The sequence below is a fragment of the Bacillus sp. A260 genome (genome assembly GCF_009861435.1).
GTDB classification, from domain to species: Bacteria; Bacillota; Bacilli; order Bacillales; family Bacillaceae_G; genus Bacillus_A; species Bacillus_A cereus.
In genome coordinates this window covers 4,326,865-4,344,524 of the sequence record NZ_CP046398.1, presented here as the reverse complement: position 1 = coordinate 4,344,524, position 17,660 = coordinate 4,326,865, and the positions used below count along the sequence as shown (strand labels likewise).

The window sequence follows — 17,660 nt, the reverse complement described above, 5'->3', positions numbered from 1 at the left end:
TAAAGCGAAGAATAGTACAAATTATTCTATGTAGACCATAAAGTACCACAAAAATTGCGTATCCAATCTACAAGGTTAGTAATTTTTTGCTATGAAAATATTGTTTTTTGGACAAGTAGTATAAGTGATATTCGGTTTTGGGAAAGGTTACGTGAAACTCAATTGTCCACTTCTGCGGTTTCTGGTTATGCTAGCCATCTCTAGCGCAACCCTAGACCGAAAAAGTGGACAAAAAGAAGGCTTATCCCATGGGATTTCTAGCTTCTTGTCCTTTTCTTATAAATAAAAGAAATTCAGTGAAATAAGTATTCGGTTTTGAGATGTGGTCAAGCAGAACAAGCTATAAGATTTTCGGTTTTGGGTGTACGGATATTAAGATGTAGTTTCAAAGTTTGATAGGGGTTTTTGGAATAAGTAAGGGGAGTATGTTATAGGAGTGGGAAGGCAGTAGAAAGATTTTTGGAATGATTACGGCTTGTATTCATTTGTTAAATTATTTTGATACAAATGGTATATTACACTGTTCATAACAACGTTCTTATGTAACAAAGTTGTTATGAAGTTTGTTATTTTATTCTTATTATAAGAGTTTTGTTAATGGAAGTTTAAAATAAAAACTAACCATTTTTATGTGGCTAGTTTTTATTTTAGGATTATATTTTATGATTATTGGTCACAAGAAATAAAGAGGTTACGCTTATTTAGCCCAAAAAGAAGATAAAGTTTCGAAATCTACATTGAACCATTTCTTTTTCCATTCCTGTAAGTAGTGTATGTCATTAGAAGAAGGTTCAGGGTTACATTTGTTTATTTGTACTAGTGATGGCATGATAATGGAATCTCCGATTAAAATTGCTTCGCCCTCTTTCAATGTGGGCAAAGAATCTGTTAATGGACCAAGAGCATCTGGAATTAGTCTTTTTACATAGTTTTGATCTTCAGGGTTGGTGAGTCTCATTGCTACAAAGTTACTACATTGAGAAAAAATTGTTTCAGATATCTCAGAAGGGCGTTGGCTTACAATCATAGCTGTAACGCCATATTTTCTCCCTTCTTTTGCAATTCTTTCAATAGAATGGCGAGACGAGTTATATTTTGCATACTGACTTTTGGGTACATATTTATGTGCTTCCTCGTATACTAATAAAAGAGGAGTTAACGGGTTTTCGCTTTGCTCTTGTTGAGAGGGCTGTGTAGCCGTTTCTAAATGTTTTTTATAATAATACCCATATTCAAATAATAGTCGGGAAATAAGAGAAACAGTAATACTTAGAACTTCAAAGGGTACACCGCTTAGGTCAATTATTGTAATATTAGCGGGATTAGTTGTTTTATAGCCTAATAATTGTTTTAATGTATCTTCAAAGGAAATGGAATTCACTTTTTCTCCTAATAAAAATTCAAGTCTCTTGTCAGATATCTTGTTTTTCATTCTGGATATGAACTTTTCGAGGGTACCATCATTATAAATTCCTCTGTTAATGGATCCTTGTTTAACCTCTTTGAAATCAATTGCTTCTTCAAAATATTTATCAATTTTTATTTCGTCATCTTCAAATTTTTTATCTTCATCTTTAAAACAGATAGTTTGAGGATCTTTGGTATATCGAGTTTCTTTACTTAGGTTGATAATGCAATTTAATACTTCTGTGATTGAAAATTTTATGGGAGTATCAAAAGTGACATCTTCAATACCATTGCTTTTTTGTTTATTTTTAGTAATCAATCTTCTCAATAAAGAAGATTGATTATAGGATTGATGCTCGTTAGACTCCACAAGCAATTCCTCTAATTCTTCACCGCTCATTAACCAATATGGCAAAATTAATTCTTCAGCATTAATATAATTTGCATGGGGGAAAGCACTTTGGTATTCAGAATGAATATCAAAAATAATAATATGTGAATTATTTAATCCTGTATATTCTCCTTCTTTTAAAGAGATAGCTTCTTGCAATAATTTAGCTACAGTATGGGATTTACCAGAACCAGTGGAACCAACTACAGCTAAATGTTTATTAAAAAATCTATCTCCATTGACAGGTATGTTTATTGATGTATCCTGTGATAACACGGAAAAACAAAATTGTTTATTTGTGTCTAAAGAAGTATATATATTTTGTATTTCTTCTTTCTTGGCAAGTTCTACACCTGTTGGAGGAATAGCGATATTATTACCACCTCTGGTAAAATGATTTTCACTATCTAAAAAACCAATGGGAACAGCTTCTAAAATATAATGTTCACCTTTATTTTCATCTTTTTCAATTGAAAAATTTTCAATTATACATATAAGGGCACAATCCTCATGGTCTGAAACTCTTAAGTATGAACCTACTGTGAATTTTTCGCTTTCTATCTTAAATTTTAAGATATCACTTACCTCAATTTTAATTTTATTTGGTAAGACTGATATTACCTTTGCTATTTTTTCTTCAGTGGCTATATTCATAAATGTGTCCTCCTTCTTTATTTAATTATTTTTAATGCTTGATTGATATCAGAGATATTAATTTTTATATGTTTGCCATTAGTGTCGATTTCTGAATTATGTAAATGGAAAAAATCATATACTTCATCAATTTTTAAATGATGAAGTAACTGAGGGAGATTTTCTTCGGTTATAAATTTGATTTTTATCCCATTCTCTTTTGTTGCGGACTCAATTAATTTATTAATCCTAAAATAATCACCATTAAAGCATGTACCGTCTGTAAACCCAAAATTCTTGTCCACTAAGGTATGCTTTACATTTGTAATTATTGAAGGGTTAATGTTTCTGAAACAAACATATGGTGCTGGTGAACTACCTATTCTATAGTATTTCGAGAATAAAACTTCTATAGTATCTAACAAATGTGGTTCTGTGGTGGTTGTTCCTTCGCCATCAATGATGAATAAACGTTCAAATGGTAACACATTGGGTCTTCTGTGTGTGAAGTATTCCTTTTTAATAAACCTTTCATATTTTTCATTGTCTAGGTATTTTCTATAAGCTTCGTGAAAAACAACTTTTTCGTTACTAGAAATCAATTGATCTAATTCCTGTTTGTTTATAGATCTGGATGCTCTATCCTTGATGGATAATTCTAATAATCTAGAGCGTATAATGCCATGATAAAGGAGTGCTATTTCTTGTTCGACTAAATTATAGCTAGTCATTATTAGCCCAATTAAACTAGTAAAACGTGATTCATAATCTTCAAAAAAGCGAAGGATAAAATTATTTAAAAATTCGTTCTTTAAATCGGCATCAAATTTATCCTTTTCTACTCCTAAGATTTGGTTTAACGCTTCTAAAGTTAAAGATTTAGCTTCTGGTTGTCTATCTTTAAAATGACAGTATAGACAAAGTTTTTTTGAACTATTATTTTGGAAAATTTTTATTAATTGTATAATCGGTTTGCGAATTTGGCTGGGTTGATAATTTTGAGTTTCTTTGTGTTTTACTTGAATGACATATGTCTCATAGTTAATATCTTGTACATTTTCAAATTCAATATGTTGAGAGGGATTATTTAGGATTGTTTCAATTGTCAAATCAAATTGATACAAAAAGCCTTTAATGGCATAATATCCCCCATCACGAAGCTCCTCTTCAGTTGATTTAACGTGTGTAGTAGTTTCGGGTATGCTCATTTACTTCACCTGCAATTCCATAATTTTTATTTATGACCATATTATAACATTAAAGAGAGCTTAATGTGTCTAGTTCATTAATGTAAAACGTTTTTATTATTATGAATAAATTGAAGTATATATCCCATACTATGAAAAATAAGTTGTGAATAAGATTCATGATAATTACATGAAAATTTTTGTGTTAGTAAAGTGAAAATATAGAACATATGTATATAAAAAAGAGGTATATCTGTTGTTATAGGTAGGTGAAATTAGTATGGAATCTTATGCAGTTTATGTTCGAGTATCAACTGATCGGGATGAACAAGTCTCATCTGTCGAAAACCAAATAGATATCTGCCGAAATTGGTTAGAACGAAATGGGTTTAAGTGGAATGAAAAACGTGTTTTTAAAGATGAAGGAATAAGTGGGACTTTATTTGTAGATCGTCCCTCTATTCAGCTGTTGTTACAGAAAGCAAAAGCAAAAGAAATTAATATGGTTGTTTTTAAATCTATTTCTCGTTTGGCGAGAGATTTGAAGGATTCACTAGAGATTCGTGAAGTGTTTTTGGCTCATCATGTTCGAATTATTTCAGTTGAAGAAGGTTACGATTCTGTAAAGGCTGGAAAAAATGATATGGCATTTGAATTGTGGTCTTTATTTTCAGCTCAGTACAGTAGAACACTTTCATCTAGTATTACGGCTGCTTTGGCAGTAAAAGTACGACGCGGGGAACATATTGGGAAAGTTCCGTATGGGTACAATCGTGAAGAGCAAAAATTGGTGATTAATGAGGAGGAAGCGCAAGTTGTCCAAATGATGTATAAATGGTATTGCGAAGGTTGGGGATATAAAAAGATAACAAATGAATTAAATCGATTGGGTATAAAGTCGAAAACTAAAAAGAACTGGCAAATGACATCAGTTCAAAGAATTCTTCAAAGTACAATTTATAAAGGAACCTTTATTTTAAACCAATATACTTCAGTAAAAGTTGGTGGTAAGAAAAAACAAATTCGAAACCCAAAAGAAAAATGGTTTGTTTTTCCTAACCATCACCCTAAAGTTGTTGAAGAAGAGATATGGGATCAAGCAAATCGAAAAAAAAATAAAAAAAATAAAACGAAAATCACAGCTTGGAATGAATTTCGCAATCTAGCAAAATGCGCGGTCTGTGGTTCTAATATGGTAGTTGTACAGTCTCACTTGAAAAAGAAAAGTGGAGAGCGAACAGAATGGAAATATTTAAAGTGTTCTCAATATCGTCGGGCAGGAAAGTATAGTTGTGTAAATCATGTGCCGATTCAATATGGGGATTTTCGTCAGTTTATCATAAATTTACTAGTGGAAAAAGGCGGGTCTGTGACTTTAAAGCTTCAAAGCAATGTCGAAAAGGGGCAAGAGAAAAAGATAAAAAAGTTACAACAGCTTATGAGCACAAATCAGCAAAAGAAAAAAGCATTACTAGATTTGTATTTAGAAGAACTTATTAATAAAGAGGAGTTTGAAAAAAAACGGAACGATCTTGAAGCGGAAATAATCAAAGCGGATCATGAATTACTGGTGATACAAAATGGTAATCATGCTCAAATGGATATCCAAACAATAAAACAAGCTTTTGAGCAGTTACAAAAGCGAGAGCAAGATTTGATTTATGTATTTCAAGCGTTAATCAAAAAAATAAATATTCATCAAGATGGGACGGTGGATATTACTTATACATTTGAGATGCATAAAAATTATGAGGAATCTTGATTATTATAATATGTTTTATTTGATTTTCGATAATGCCCACTATTCCTGTAATCTGCTATACTATATTCATAATAAAATAAATAAATCTACATGGGGAATTGGAGGGCATTTTGTGGGAAAAAATTTGATGAATTTTGTAGTGTATCCAATTATAGTATTGGTTGTTGGATATTTTATAACAAGTAATTTTATGACTGAAAAATCTAATCTAGTTTATACACTTTCTGAAAACATTCCTTTGACTTCAAATAATGATACGCAAGAGACAGTACAACAATTAGAAGTAAGAAATATTGGGGATGCACCTGCTAAAGGCTTAAAAATACAAGTTAATAAGCATTTGTCAGGGTATCGCGTTATACCAAATTCTCAAGAAGATAAGTATAAGGTCTATGGAGATAAGGGGTTTGAACTTGCTTATCCGGAATTATCAGTGGATGGAAGTTTAAAATTGGTGATACAATCTACAGGAATTACAAAAGCGGATTTGAGTGTGAAATATGAGAAGGGCAATGTGAAAAATGCTTTAAGTAAAGATACATCGTACACTTCACTTGTTTCGTTTGGGATCTTATTGATATATATTAGTTTAATGTTGTTAGCATTTAGAAATATTTGGCTAGATAAGTTAGGATCTGATGCTACATTTAAACCAACAGATTTGTTGAAAAGAAAAAAACCTTTTTATGCTAAACAGGAAAAATGGATTAAAATAAGAAAAGAGGCTATTCAAAGACTTATATTGAAGGATAGGTATAGTTACAGTTTTTCTTCATCTAATATGAATGATTTGTTTGCTTATCGTTTATTGGATAATAAAATAGATTTTTTAGATGAAAATGAGCATCGGGAATATAAATCCGAAGCAATTAATGCTTTGGAGGAAAAAATAAATGATAAGATAAATAGGTATTTTAGTCAACAAGATTTAAATAAATTGCTTGAATTAATGGAAACCCAAAAACCAGAAAATTTTCCAAATGGGGAATGGGATTCATATAAAAAGAAAATAAGTAAAAAGTACATATTGTTGAAAAAAGAGAAAAACTTTTACAGATTAGAAGATATAGTTATAGAGTTACAAACGGACAAACCTGATCTTATTTTTACTGAAGACTGGGATGGATATATAAAAATGATGAGAGCTAAATATTTCTATATGTTTGTAGAAAAAATGACTATGTCAACAGAAGTTGTTGATTTTTATAATAGTTGTCAATTCTATTTATTAGAAGACACTTCTCGAGATCGTATAAAAAGGGTCGCTACAGATTTGGAAGTTCAGAGATTGACGGATTTTTCTGACGCCAATATTTTAAAAGAGGTGATTGAGTTAGAATCTCACCCTCTAATTAAAGAATACACTTTGAAGCGTATCCAACAAAAGGCAATACACTATAGAGATGCCCAAAAGTTAAATGATGAAAATCAACAAAAAAATGAATTGTTGAAGCAAACAGAGACTGAGTATGTACAAAAGCAACAAGAATTGGACAGTATAATGAAAGTTGTCAAAAGGCAGTTAGAGATAATTAATGAATTACTGTGTGACCCTAAAAGTATTGACCGGATTGAAGAATATGATAATCCTTTTGCAAAAGGGAATTTTGAAAACTTACAAAAAGTTGCCGACATGTTATCAGTACAAGAAAGTTCGCAGCTTTAATGAGCTTATTGATATTTGCAAACACTATGCATCTCAAACGCAATGCAAAAGCTAGGGGTTAAAGGACGTTCACAAGCAGTTGTGGAGCTTCTTCGTATGGGAGAGCTCGAATTATAAGAAAGCAGCCGACTTTTATATAAAAGTCGGCTATTTTTTTGTTTGCTTCACTTGCTATATGAATGATAAAAACGTTTCATACATAAATAGGTAATAAGGAGGGGATATGTTGAAAAGGATACTGTTAGTTTCAACAAGTGCTCATGATATGAATGGACACCCGACTGGTTTGTGGCTTGAAGAGCTCGCAGCTCCTTATCATGTATTAAAAAAGGCTAAGTTTGATGTTGATATTGTGTCAATAAAAGGCGGGAGAGTACCTATAGATAGAGTGTCTATTCCGAATGGTATACCTCGCGAATTCAAGCATGTAGCTTCTTTATTGCAAAATACGAAGCCGATTTCAAATGTTCATTTTTCGGATTATGATGCGGTTTTATTTGGTGGTGGGCACGGGGCGATTGTAGATTTTCCAGGTAATCCATATGTAGCAAATTTGATTGAGAATATGTATAACAATAACCGGATTGTAGCGGCTGTTTGTCACGGAGTAAGCTCTTTAGTCGGTGTGAAAAATAAGGATGGCTCGTTTTTTGTTGCGGGTAAGCGTATAACAGGTTATACAAACGATGAAGAAAGAGCTGTACATTTAGAAAAGCGCGTTCCGTTTTTGCTAGAAAGTAAGTTGAAAGAAGAAGGAGCTTTGTTTTATGTAGCCCCCAATTTTACGCCGCATGTAGTAGTAGATGGTCATTTAATTACAGGACAAAATCCACAGTCTAGCGTGGAAATAGGTAAGGCTATAAAAAGGGCTGTAAATAAATTATAGAAAAAGTACCCGCTACTAACAAAGGTAGTGGGTATTTTTATCCCTCTATTTGCCGGGCAGTAGGACCCCCGATTGGTGAGAGCTAATAATCAGTGGGGATGAACGCCCCCCCCACTGATTAAAGTTTCACTGTATTCTAAAATTCCCGCCTCGAAATTGGTTTGTAACCGTCCAGTTGGTAATAATTGATTATAGTTTTTTATGTATAGTATATGAAAATGTAATAAACTAAAAAGGCATAGTGAGTATAATAACTTCATTTATAATCATTCGTGAATTTGCTATACTATTTTGTATGGACAAAAGGGGAGGCTCTTTTAAATGAGAAAAGTCGCATGTGCAAATACTTATATTAATAAAATAAAGCCCATTATTAGAAAGACAAGTTTTAGCCAATTGAAAATAGATGAAATTGCGAAATATATGGATATTAGTAAAGCTACTTTATATAAACGTTTTTCTTCGAAAGATGAAATTATTGAGGCGGTAGTAGAGGATTTCATGAACTATCTACTCGAAGGTGATGCGGATAATCAAGATGAAAGTATGTCATTTACAGAACGTTTCCAAAAGACGTTTATCCATTCTTTAAAATGTGTGACATATATTTCGGATGTTTTTTTGCAAGATTTGAAAGAAGCATATCCGCATTTGTCGGATCAATTAGTCGCTGCCCAACAAAATCGTAACCATAATTTGCAAATGTTTTTTGAAGCGGGTATGGAACAAGGTTATTTTAATAAAATGAATGCACAATTATTTATGGTACAAGATGATGTGATGTTAAGACGTATTATAGATCATTCTTTTTGTATTCAGTACGATATTACGTTAAAGAAAGCGATACTTGATTTTTATCAATTAAAGAAGTATCAACTTTTTAAACCAGAGTATATAGAAGCAATTGATGATTCTGAAATTGAAAAAGAAGTTATTGCTATTTTGCAAATGATTTCGTAAAAAAGCAGATCTCCCTTAATAGAGGAGAATCTGCTTTTTTAGTACATATTATTTTTGCAACTGTTTTAATACTAATTCGGCTACTAGACCACCTGAAGCTGGGTTTTGACCAGTGATAACACGATTATCTTCTAGAGCATAAGCTTCCCACGGTTGCGCGGCTTTTTCGTAAAGTCCTCCATTTTTAATGAGTTTATCTTCTGTTAAAAATGGAACGAATTGATCTAATTCAGCTAATTTTTCTTCTTCATTTGAAAAGCCTGTTACCTTCTTACCGCTAATTAAACGATCCCCATTGCTTAATGTAATATGAAATAAACCAGCAGCTCCATGACAAACCGAAGAAACAATTCCGCCGTTTTCATAAATATTGCGGCTAATATTTTGAAGTTCTTTATTTTCTGGGAAGTCCCAAATAACCCCGTGGCCACCTGCGTAATAAATAACAGCGTAGTCTTCTGGATTCACTTCACTTGGTTTCATTGTAGAACCGAGGCGATTCATAAACTCTTTCTTTTGATACCATTCCCAATCGATACTCTCCGCCATTGCTAAACTATGTGGATCAATTGGTGTATAACCGCCTTGTGGACTGACGTAATCAACTTCGTAACCCGCTTCTTCTACTTTTTTTACGAAATGTACAGCTTCACCAAGCCAAAGTCCGGTAGCCCTATTTAAATTTGGGTATTTTTCTACGCTTGTTAATACAACTAACATTTTTCTCTTCATCATAATCCTCCTATAATGTCTCTTTTATATAAAAGTTCTGTATGCGTTTCATTTTATTAAGTTAAAAAATGTAAATTTGAATAATCATGCCAGTCCTCCTTATATCGGCTTCGAAATTAGTGTATAATAACTTTTGAACAAAGTAAACTAAAAAGACTTAATTAGTTTACTTTGTATATTTTTCGTTGACAAACTGTAATGCTGAAACTATGATAGTTCCATGAATATCGAACAACATACGTGTTTCGTTTCGAATTCAATTTATCGCGCGATAAATTAGCACCATTTATACATTTAATGAAGTTGTTTAGTGGTGATACAACATTTAAATAAGTTCATTTTTTTATCTATAGTTTGATAGTTTTAAAATTGCAATCAGGAGAGTGTTACACATGGGGAAAGATATAAGAAACCATTCGAAATGGTTTGTTTTTACATTATGTTTTATTGTTTTGTTAGGACCGATGAACGCTGTGTTATTTAATGTAGCGCTAGAGGATATTGCCAATGATTTATCAATTAGTCAATCGAAAGTAAGTTGGATTGTAGTAGGGTATTCCTTAGTTGTCGGTATTGGTTCGATAATATATGGAAAGCTGGCTGATCGTTACAGTGTAAAAAGACTATTAATTATTTCTATTATCATATTTGTAGCTGGTTCTATTGTTGGATTTATGAATCAATCTTATGAAATTATCATTTTCGCAAGGTTAGTGCAGGCGAGCGGCGGAGCAGCGTTTATTGCGCTTAGTATGATTGCGGTGGCGAAATTAGTTGCTCCAGCTAAAAAACCAGGTGCGTTAGCAATGATTAGTTCTTCTATTGCATTAGCGGTTGGTATTGGACCTTTAGTAGGTGGGGCAATTACAAATACGTTAGGGTGGCCGTATTTATTTTTATTTATGGTTATTTCAATGATTGGTATTTTCTTACTCGTAAAATTTATGCCAGAAGAGGCGCGACATACAGATGAAGTGTTTCGCTTTGATTTCATTGGAGCAATTTTATTATTTGTATTGATTACGACCATTTTATTAGGAGTTAATATTAATAGTTGGCTTTTTGTGTTATCTGTTGTTTTTCTATTTTTATTTAAGGCTCATATGAAGAGAACGGAGTCGCCGTTTATTGATATTGAGTTATTTACAAATAAACCATTACTTCGTTTAATAGCGGTCGGATTTATCATTAATGTGGCGTTATGTGCTAGTTTATTATTATTACCATTACTGTTAGGAAGAGGACATGGATTGTCTCCATTCGTTATTGGAATTGTATTGTTTATTGCATCTCTCTTTGGTATTGTATCTAGTTTTATTACCGGAAAGATTATTCCTTCGTTTGGGAATGTGAAGATGATGTATGTAGCTTCTGTAGTTATGATCATTGGCTTTTTAATTTTAGGGATTATTCCGGACGGGAACTTACTCTTTATTTTATTTGCGGTTATTTTAACATTTATGAGTTATTCGGCAATTCAAGTATCATTAAACACATTTATCCCGAAAACATTAAATCCAGCTAAAGTTGGAGTCGGTCTTGGTTTATATAATTTAATTAACTTTTTCGGTATGGCATTTGGACCAGCTGTAGCGAGCAAAATTATGGAATCTACAAATAGTTATCGATTGAATTTTATTTTGATCGTCATTTTAATTGCTGCTCATTTCTTCTTATTAATGGGAATGTCTTCTTTTCAAAAAAAGATGGAGCAATGAATATGCACTTTATATAGAAGAAACCGACTTTCTTATAGAAGGTCGGTTATTTTTCTATCTTGCAAATTACGAAAAAAAGGAGCAAAATAAAAAAGGTCCTAGTCTATACATGGGAAAATGAAAATTTTCATACAGAAGCATTTGAAGTGAGCGAACTTAAAGTGTGTAAAATATAATGATAAACATAAAAGATGATGAATGAGAAAACGGGTGATGAAGTTGAATAGAGCAATCGGTGTTATCGATTCAGGAGTTGGCGGTTTAACAGTAGCGAAGGAATTAATTCGTCAGTTGCCGAAAGAGCGTATCATATATTTAGGAGATACAGCACGTTGTCCTTATGGTCCACGTTCTCGAGAAGAAGTACGTCAATTTACGTGGGAAATGACAGAGCATTTACTAGACTTAAATATTAAAATGTTAGTTATTGCGTGTAATACAGCAACTGCAGTTGTATTAGAAGAGATGCAAAAACAATTACCAATTCCAGTAGTAGGAGTTATTCACCCAGGATCACGTACAGCTTTAAAAGTGACAAACACGTATCACGTTGGGATTATTGGAACGATTGGAACGGTGAAAAGTGGTGCATACGAAGAGGCGTTAAAGTCTATTAATAACCGTGTTATGGTAGAAAGTTTAGCTTGTCCACCTTTCGTTGAACTTGTAGAGAGTGGGAATTTCGAAAGTGAAATGGCGTATGAAGTTGTAAGAGAAACGTTGCAACCACTGAAAAGTACCGATATTGATACACTTATATTAGGGTGTACACATTATCCGATTTTAGGACCTGTTATTAAAAAAGTAATGGGAGATAAAGTGCAACTAATTAGTTCTGGTGATGAAACAGCACGTGAAGTAAGTACAATCTTATATCATAGTAAAATGTTGAATGAAGGAGAAGAACAAAGCGATCATCTCTTCTTAACAACAGGAAAAATAGGCTTGTTTAAAGAAATTGCATCAAAATGGTTCGGTCAACCGATTGAAAATGTGAAGCATATTCATTTAGAAAAAGAATAATAGTAGAATTTATATAAGTGAGCTCCTGAGAAATCAGGAGTTTTTGTTTTATCTTGCTATTTGCTGGGGAGTAAGACCCCTATTGATTAAAGTTTCAATTTATAAGAGGCGCAGCTTGTTCTAAAACGTGAAACAGCTCGTATACATAATAGTACAAACTTAGATTTTAGGGGGGAATGGCATGCCTAAATCCACTTTTAAATGGGTTGTTGGTGCTACTGTGAGCGCTGTTTTACTAACAGGGTGTGGCTTTATAAATCAAGAGAAAGCAACTGAACAAATTGATCCGCCAAAACAAGTTACGTATACAGAGGGTGGGAAGAAAGAAGTAGCTAAAAAAGATAAGCAAGGGCAAATGGTAAACAGAGAACTATACCTTGTTGATAAAAATGGTTATGTTGTACCACAAACGTTAGCTATACCTACTCCGAAAGCAAATGAGACTGTGAAGCAAACGTTAGAATACCTTGTGAAAGATGGACCGGTAACGAATTTATTACCGAATGGGTTTCGTGCAGTCATTCCGGCGAATACAACGATGACTTTAGATTTGAAAAAGGACGGAACGGCAGTTATTGATTTCTCTAAAGAAATGAAAAACTATGCGAAAGAAGAAGAGCGTCAAATCGTTGAATCTATAGCTTGGACGTTGACGCAATTTACAGAGATAAAACAAGTGCAGTTCCAAATAAATGGTGAGAAATTGGCAAAGATGCCGGTTGGTGGTACACCGCTTGGTGAAGGAGTGAGCCGTGCAAATGGTATTAACTTCGATGATGAACAAGTAGCAGATGTAACAAATACAAAACCAGTCACACTGTATTTTATGGCGCAAAATAATAATAAACAGCAATACTACGTACCAGTCACACGCCGCGTTGCGGAAGGTAAAGAAAATGACTATGCAGCAATTATAGATGAACTTGTAAAAGGTCCGATCCATCAATCGCTCCTGAATGATTTTAATCCAGGCGTTAAGCTTATTACGAATCCGAAATTACAAGACGGAAATCTTACATTAAACTTTAATGAAAATATATTTGTAAACCCAGATAAAAATATGATCTCAAATTACGTATTGAAGTCGTTAGTTTTATCTTTAACAGAAAAGAAAGGTGTGAAAAATATTTCTATTGAAGTGAATGGAAAAGCAAATCTTATAGATGAAAAGGGCGGAAAGTTAATAAAACCTGTAGATCGTCCAGAAAACGTGAATACAGGTAGTTTTTAATCTTGAATAATTTGATATACTTAAGTAAGAAAGGAGAATTGCTTTTTGGGTTCTCCTTCTTTTATTGTATACATATCATACATTTAAATTTGGCTATACTAACGAGTAGTAATTAAGAGGAGGTTATTTTTATGCGAGTAGATGGTAGAGAGAAAACAGAATTACGCCATATACATATTCATACGAATTATTTAAAACATCCAGAGGGATCTGTATTAATTGAAGTTGGGGATACAAAGGTGATTTGCTCAGCAACAATTGAAGAGCGTGTACCACCGTTTATGCGTGGAGAAGGAAAAGGATGGGTAACAGCTGAATACGCGATGATTCCGCGTGCAACAGAACAACGTACGATTAGGGAGTCAAGCAAAGGGAAAGTAACAGGGCGTACAATGGAAATCCAGCGCTTAATTGGACGAGCATTACGTGCTGTAGTTGATTTAGAAGCGCTTGGCGAGAGAACAGTTTGGATTGACTGTGATGTCATCCAAGCAGATGGTGGAACGAGAACAGCTTCTATTACAGGTGCATACGTAGCGATGGTATTAGCGTTTGAGAAGTTATTACAAGCAGAAAAAGTATCTAAAATTCCAGTAAAAGATTATTTAGCAGCAACGTCAGTAGGGATTGTTGAAGAGCAAGGTGTTGTTTTAGATTTAAACTATGCAGAAGATTCTAAAGCAGACGTTGATATGAATGTAATTATGACTGGAAAAGGTCAGTTTGTTGAAGTGCAAGGAACTGGAGAAGAAGCGACGTTTAGTAGAGCGCAGTTAAATGAATTACTTGATGCAGCAGAACAAGGCATTTTCCAACTGATTGATATGCAAAAAGAAGCGTTAGGTGACATCGTATCTCATATAGAGTAGAGGTGGAAAGTATGAAACAAGTTGTTGTAGCGACAAAAAATATGGGGAAAGTACGTGAATTTGCTGAGTTATTTGAGCGATTTGATTTAGAAGTGAAATCATTACACGATTTTCCTCATATTGAAGAAGTCGAAGAAACTGGTGAAACATTTGAAGAAAATGCGATCTTAAAAGCGGATAGTTTGAGTAGACAGTTGAATGCAATTGTAATTGCGGATGATTCAGGTCTTATTGTAGATGCGTTAAACGGGAAACCAGGCGTGTATTCAGCTCGTTTTGCTGGAGAGCCAAAAGATGATCAAGCGAATATTGATAAAGTTTTACAAGAATTAAATGAAATACCGTTTGATAAGCGTAAAGCTCGCTTCTACTGTGCATTAGCAGTAGCTTTCCCTGAAGGTGATAAAAAGCCTGTCATTGTAAACGGGACATGTGAAGGATTTATTTTAGAACAACGCCGCGGAGAAAATGGCTTTGGATACGATCCGATCTTTTATGTGGAAGAATACAAAAAAGCAATGGCGGAATTAAGTTCAGATGAAAAAAATGCTATTAGTCACCGCGGACGTGCTCTTCGTAAGCTAGAAGAAAAAATCCCTGAATGGTTTTTAGGAGAATAAGGGAGAGAGATTGATGAAAGCTTTAATCGTAAGCGATAGTCATAGCTCTGTGAAGGAATTACAGCAGTTAAAAGAGAAGTATGAAGGGAAAGTAGATATCATGATTCATTGCGGTGATTCAGAGCTAACGCCTGCTCATGAAGAGCTGCAAGGTTTCCATGTTGTAAAAGGAAATTGTGATTATGCTAACTTTCAAGATGAAATTGTAACTGATGTAGATGGAATTCGCTTCTTAGTTGTACATGGGCATCGACATAATGTAAAAATGACATTACAAACGCTAGCGTACCATGCTGAAGAAGTGGGAGCGCAAGTTGCATGCTTCGGACATTCTCACGTATTAGGTGCGGAATTAATCGAGGGCGTTTTATTTATTAATCCAGGCAGTATTTTATTACCACGTCAGCGTGTAGAAAAGACATTTGCTTTATTAGAAATGGATGAAAATCAAATGGAAGTTCGTTTTGAAACGTTAGACGGACAACTAGTTGAACAGGCAGTTTTTAAAAGAGGATAAGAAAATTTATCCTCTTTTAAAAAAGGTGTTGACTTTATGTGTGGTTATACATATAATAAATATTGTCGATAGGGCAACGGCGCTAACGAAGAAAAGAAAATAACATATGCGGGTGTAGTTTAGTGGTAAAACAAGAGCCTTCCAAGCTCTGGTCGAGAGTTCGATTCTCTTCACCCGCTCCATGTCCCAGTAGCTCAGCCGGATAGAGCATACGCCTTCTAAGCGTACGGTCGGGAGTTCGAATCTCTCCTGGGACGCTAAAAAAACCTTGTTATCAAAAGATAACAAGGTTTTTTGTTTGTCTAAAATTTGATGTTTGGGTTATAAGTGTAGTTCATGCTTAATATTTGCGACCTTTCCTTTGATATTAAGCAGTTGCATATGTACTTTTTTTCTTAAATAAAAAGAGCGCCATTTATGCGCCCTATTCATCTTATTTAATTTAAAGAATTAATAGGTTTATGATGGAACTCAAATCCATATCCAGATTCTCTTAATTGTTTACTTGCAATATTATAAAATTCTTTACCATTCTAGTACGGTTGAGCAGCAGTTATCGGAACTTATCCCCGGCAGTGTGTTACAATTAATAGAAGCGGAAAATGAGAATCTCCAATTGACTGGACCTGTGATTGGTTAGATGGTTTAAGAAGGTCGTATAAAAAAGGGAGATGGCGCAAAGATGGCGAGATCAAATGAGAATGATTTAACGGAGAAATTGGCAGAAGGCCACCGAAAATATGGTGATGGCAATTTTACAGTACAGAACATCGGTGATGAAACTAACCCGAATTGGACTGTCGTAAAAAATGTGAGGAAGGGATCGGCAGGCATTCGCGAAGGAGAAGATATATTAAGACTGCGATCAAAATATATAAAATAGTACGGAAATGGGCGGAGCGGGAGCTCGAATCTCTCCTGGGACGCTAAGAAAACCTTGTTATCTCTTGATAACAAGGTTTTTTGTGTATTTTAAATTAGTTGTTAATAAACTTCTCAAATACAAAACCATAATCTTTCACATTATATTGTTTCTTCGTATCAACAAGCCAGTTAAAGGCAATCTCGTTCATTTCTTTAAATTGCTCTGCTAAATTTACTTGTGCGTTTGAAATGCGGCTAAAGGCATTAGATGCCATATCTAAACTTTTATGTGCATATTGTAATGTAATATCGTTGTCGTATGAAATTTCTTCGATTTTAAGTAAAGCCTTATATAAATCTTTTAATTCTTCAATATGTTTTTTATGAACATCAATTGAGTAATGTTCATCGCCCATTTGAAACTTAATTTCTACATCTAAATCAATCGTTCCTGCAGTTTCGAGTGCTACGTTTTTAATTTGATATTTACTATAACGAAAGCGGCGTAGTGTACGTTTTTTACTTGTTGCGCTTGTACCGTCTAAGTGAATTAACCCTTTGTTTGTGAAGCAATATTCATCTGATTTCGATTTAATTAGAAAGTAAATTTTCTCTCCATCTTCATGCATTACATAATCATCGGCATCGACCTTATCATAGTCTTTAGGTGTAATAACAGAACCTACATCGCTTAGTCCTAATACATCTGCGGCCATTTTTTTAAACATATATAATCCCCCTTGTAAATTAAATTCTTAATTGTATAAAAATATATTAACATCATTTTCATCCTTTGTTTTCTTGTAATACGAAAATATCTGAAGGTAAGTTAAGAAAAGTAATGAATAATTATTTTGATCCTAAATTATTTAGTAAATCTATTAGTTTAAGATTGGATTCTCCGAAAAATAACCAAGAGAAAAAAGTTAATTTTGCAAGTGATTATAGAGAAATTCCGTGAAAGCACCTCAAGCTATGTGAGGTGTTTTTCTATCCTCTTTTGAAATCTTACAATTCTGTAAGGTAACTGTAAGGTAGTTCGATGGTAACAAATTGCTAATCTTTTATAATGAAGATAACAACGATAAAACGAGGAGGCAGAAATGATGAAAGGATTAGTTGTAACGGGCTTAACGGTTGCTTTTGGATTTGTAGCATATGAGAAATTAACGTATGTAGTTGATGTTGTGAAAC

General features: G+C 33.6%; 15 protein-coding genes, 2 tRNA genes and 2 pseudogenes. 14 read left to right on the top strand and 5 right to left on the bottom strand.

Going from position 1 to position 17,660, the window contains the following annotated elements; genetic code table 11:
- Positions 1-697: 697 nt before the first annotated feature.
- Both herA and GD442_RS22020 read right to left on the bottom strand, forming a co-directional pair.
- Positions 698-2,452 carry an anti-phage-associated helicase HerA gene (gene herA / locus GD442_RS22025; protein ID WP_201450781.1) on the bottom strand — a complete coding sequence of 585 codons (1,755 nt, stop codon included), beginning with the start codon at positions 2,450-2,452 and terminating at the stop codon, positions 698-700.
- A gap of 17 nt (positions 2,453-2,469) precedes the next feature.
- Complete coding sequence (locus GD442_RS22020) at positions 2,470-3,639, bottom strand: hypothetical protein (protein WP_159365196.1); 1,170 nt, start codon at positions 3,637-3,639, stop codon at positions 2,470-2,472.
- A 259-nt stretch (positions 3,640-3,898) separates the two neighbouring features.
- Here GD442_RS22020 and GD442_RS22015 point away from each other — a divergent pair, with 259 nt between their 5' ends.
- The 5 genes and pseudogenes from GD442_RS22015 to GD442_RS21995 all read left to right on the top strand — a co-directional run bounded on the left by GD442_RS22015 (position 3,899) and on the right by GD442_RS21995 (position 8,892).
- The gene (locus tag GD442_RS22015; RefSeq protein WP_159365195.1) at positions 3,899-5,380 is read left to right on the top strand and encodes a recombinase family protein; all 1,482 of its coding nucleotides are present in this window, start codon (positions 3,899-3,901) and stop codon (positions 5,378-5,380) included.
- A gap of 112 nt (positions 5,381-5,492) precedes the next feature.
- Positions 5,493-7,046 carry a hypothetical protein gene (locus GD442_RS22010; protein ID WP_159365194.1) on the top strand — a complete coding sequence of 518 codons (1,554 nt, stop codon included), beginning with the start codon at positions 5,493-5,495 and terminating at the stop codon, positions 7,044-7,046.
- Positions 7,047-7,076: 30 nt separating this feature from the next.
- Positions 7,077-7,163 (top strand): annotated as a pseudogene (gene gerE / locus GD442_RS22005) (spore germination transcription factor GerE); the annotation flags it as partial.
- 106 nt (positions 7,164-7,269) lie between these two features.
- Complete coding sequence (locus tag GD442_RS22000; protein WP_000919607.1) at positions 7,270-7,932, top strand: type 1 glutamine amidotransferase domain-containing protein; 663 nt, start codon at positions 7,270-7,272, stop codon at positions 7,930-7,932.
- A gap of 321 nt (positions 7,933-8,253) precedes the next feature.
- A complete protein-coding gene (locus GD442_RS21995) occupies positions 8,254-8,892 on the top strand; it encodes a TetR/AcrR family transcriptional regulator (protein ID WP_001233006.1) in 639 nt (212 codons plus the stop codon).
- A gap of 48 nt (positions 8,893-8,940) precedes the next feature.
- Here the strand turns inward: GD442_RS21995 and GD442_RS21990 are convergent, their stop codons facing one another.
- Positions 8,941-9,624, bottom strand: a complete 684-nt coding sequence (locus GD442_RS21990) for a type 1 glutamine amidotransferase domain-containing protein (protein ID WP_000823849.1) — start codon at positions 9,622-9,624, stop codon at positions 8,941-8,943.
- A gap of 392 nt (positions 9,625-10,016) precedes the next feature.
- Between GD442_RS21990 and GD442_RS21985 the strand changes: the two genes are divergently transcribed.
- From GD442_RS21985 to GD442_RS21950, 8 genes are all read left to right on the top strand, one after another.
- On the top strand, positions 10,017-11,342 hold the full coding sequence (locus tag GD442_RS21985; RefSeq protein WP_000513852.1) for an MFS transporter: 1,326 nt from the start codon (positions 10,017-10,019) through the stop codon (positions 11,340-11,342).
- A gap of 213 nt (positions 11,343-11,555) precedes the next feature.
- Positions 11,556-12,365, top strand: a complete 810-nt coding sequence (gene racE, locus GD442_RS21980; protein ID WP_000774005.1) for a glutamate racemase — start codon at positions 11,556-11,558, stop codon at positions 12,363-12,365.
- Between the two features lie 181 nt (positions 12,366-12,546).
- The gene (gene gerM / locus GD442_RS21975; protein WP_001126746.1) at positions 12,547-13,596 is read left to right on the top strand and encodes a spore germination protein GerM; all 1,050 of its coding nucleotides are present in this window, start codon (positions 12,547-12,549) and stop codon (positions 13,594-13,596) included.
- A gap of 131 nt (positions 13,597-13,727) precedes the next feature.
- Positions 13,728-14,465 carry a ribonuclease PH gene (gene rph / locus GD442_RS21970; protein ID WP_001261765.1) on the top strand — a complete coding sequence of 246 codons (738 nt, stop codon included), beginning with the start codon at positions 13,728-13,730 and terminating at the stop codon, positions 14,463-14,465.
- An 11-nt stretch (positions 14,466-14,476) separates the two neighbouring features.
- Positions 14,477-15,085 (top strand): XTP/dITP diphosphatase, encoded by a 609-nt coding sequence (locus GD442_RS21965; protein ID WP_000815939.1) that lies wholly within the window; start codon positions 14,477-14,479, stop codon positions 15,083-15,085.
- A 13-nt stretch (positions 15,086-15,098) separates the two neighbouring features.
- Positions 15,099-15,602 (top strand): metallophosphoesterase, encoded by a 504-nt coding sequence (locus GD442_RS21960; protein WP_000645488.1) that lies wholly within the window; start codon positions 15,099-15,101, stop codon positions 15,600-15,602.
- 108 nt (positions 15,603-15,710) lie between these two features.
- A tRNA-Gly gene (locus GD442_RS21955) sits at positions 15,711-15,784 on the top strand.
- A 1-nt stretch (position 15,785) separates the two neighbouring features.
- A tRNA-Arg gene (locus GD442_RS21950) sits at positions 15,786-15,859 on the top strand.
- Positions 15,860-16,039: 180 nt separating this feature from the next.
- On the opposite strand, the pseudogene GD442_RS28535 reads toward GD442_RS21950, so the two are convergent.
- A pseudogene (locus GD442_RS28535) lies at positions 16,040-16,132 on the bottom strand (DUF6572 domain-containing protein); the annotation flags it as partial.
- Between the two features lie 152 nt (positions 16,133-16,284).
- Between GD442_RS28535 and GD442_RS21945 the strand changes: the two are divergent.
- Positions 16,285-16,485: a hypothetical protein gene (locus tag GD442_RS21945; RefSeq protein ID WP_000124460.1), complete on the top strand. Its 201-nt coding sequence runs from the start codon at positions 16,285-16,287 to the stop codon at positions 16,483-16,485.
- A 94-nt stretch (positions 16,486-16,579) separates the two neighbouring features.
- Here GD442_RS21945 and GD442_RS21940 read toward each other — a convergent pair whose 3' ends face one another.
- Positions 16,580-17,194, bottom strand: coding sequence for a PH domain-containing protein (locus GD442_RS21940; RefSeq protein ID WP_000473863.1), 615 nt, complete (start codon positions 17,192-17,194; stop codon positions 16,580-16,582).
- Between the last annotated feature and the right edge of the window lie 466 nt (positions 17,195-17,660).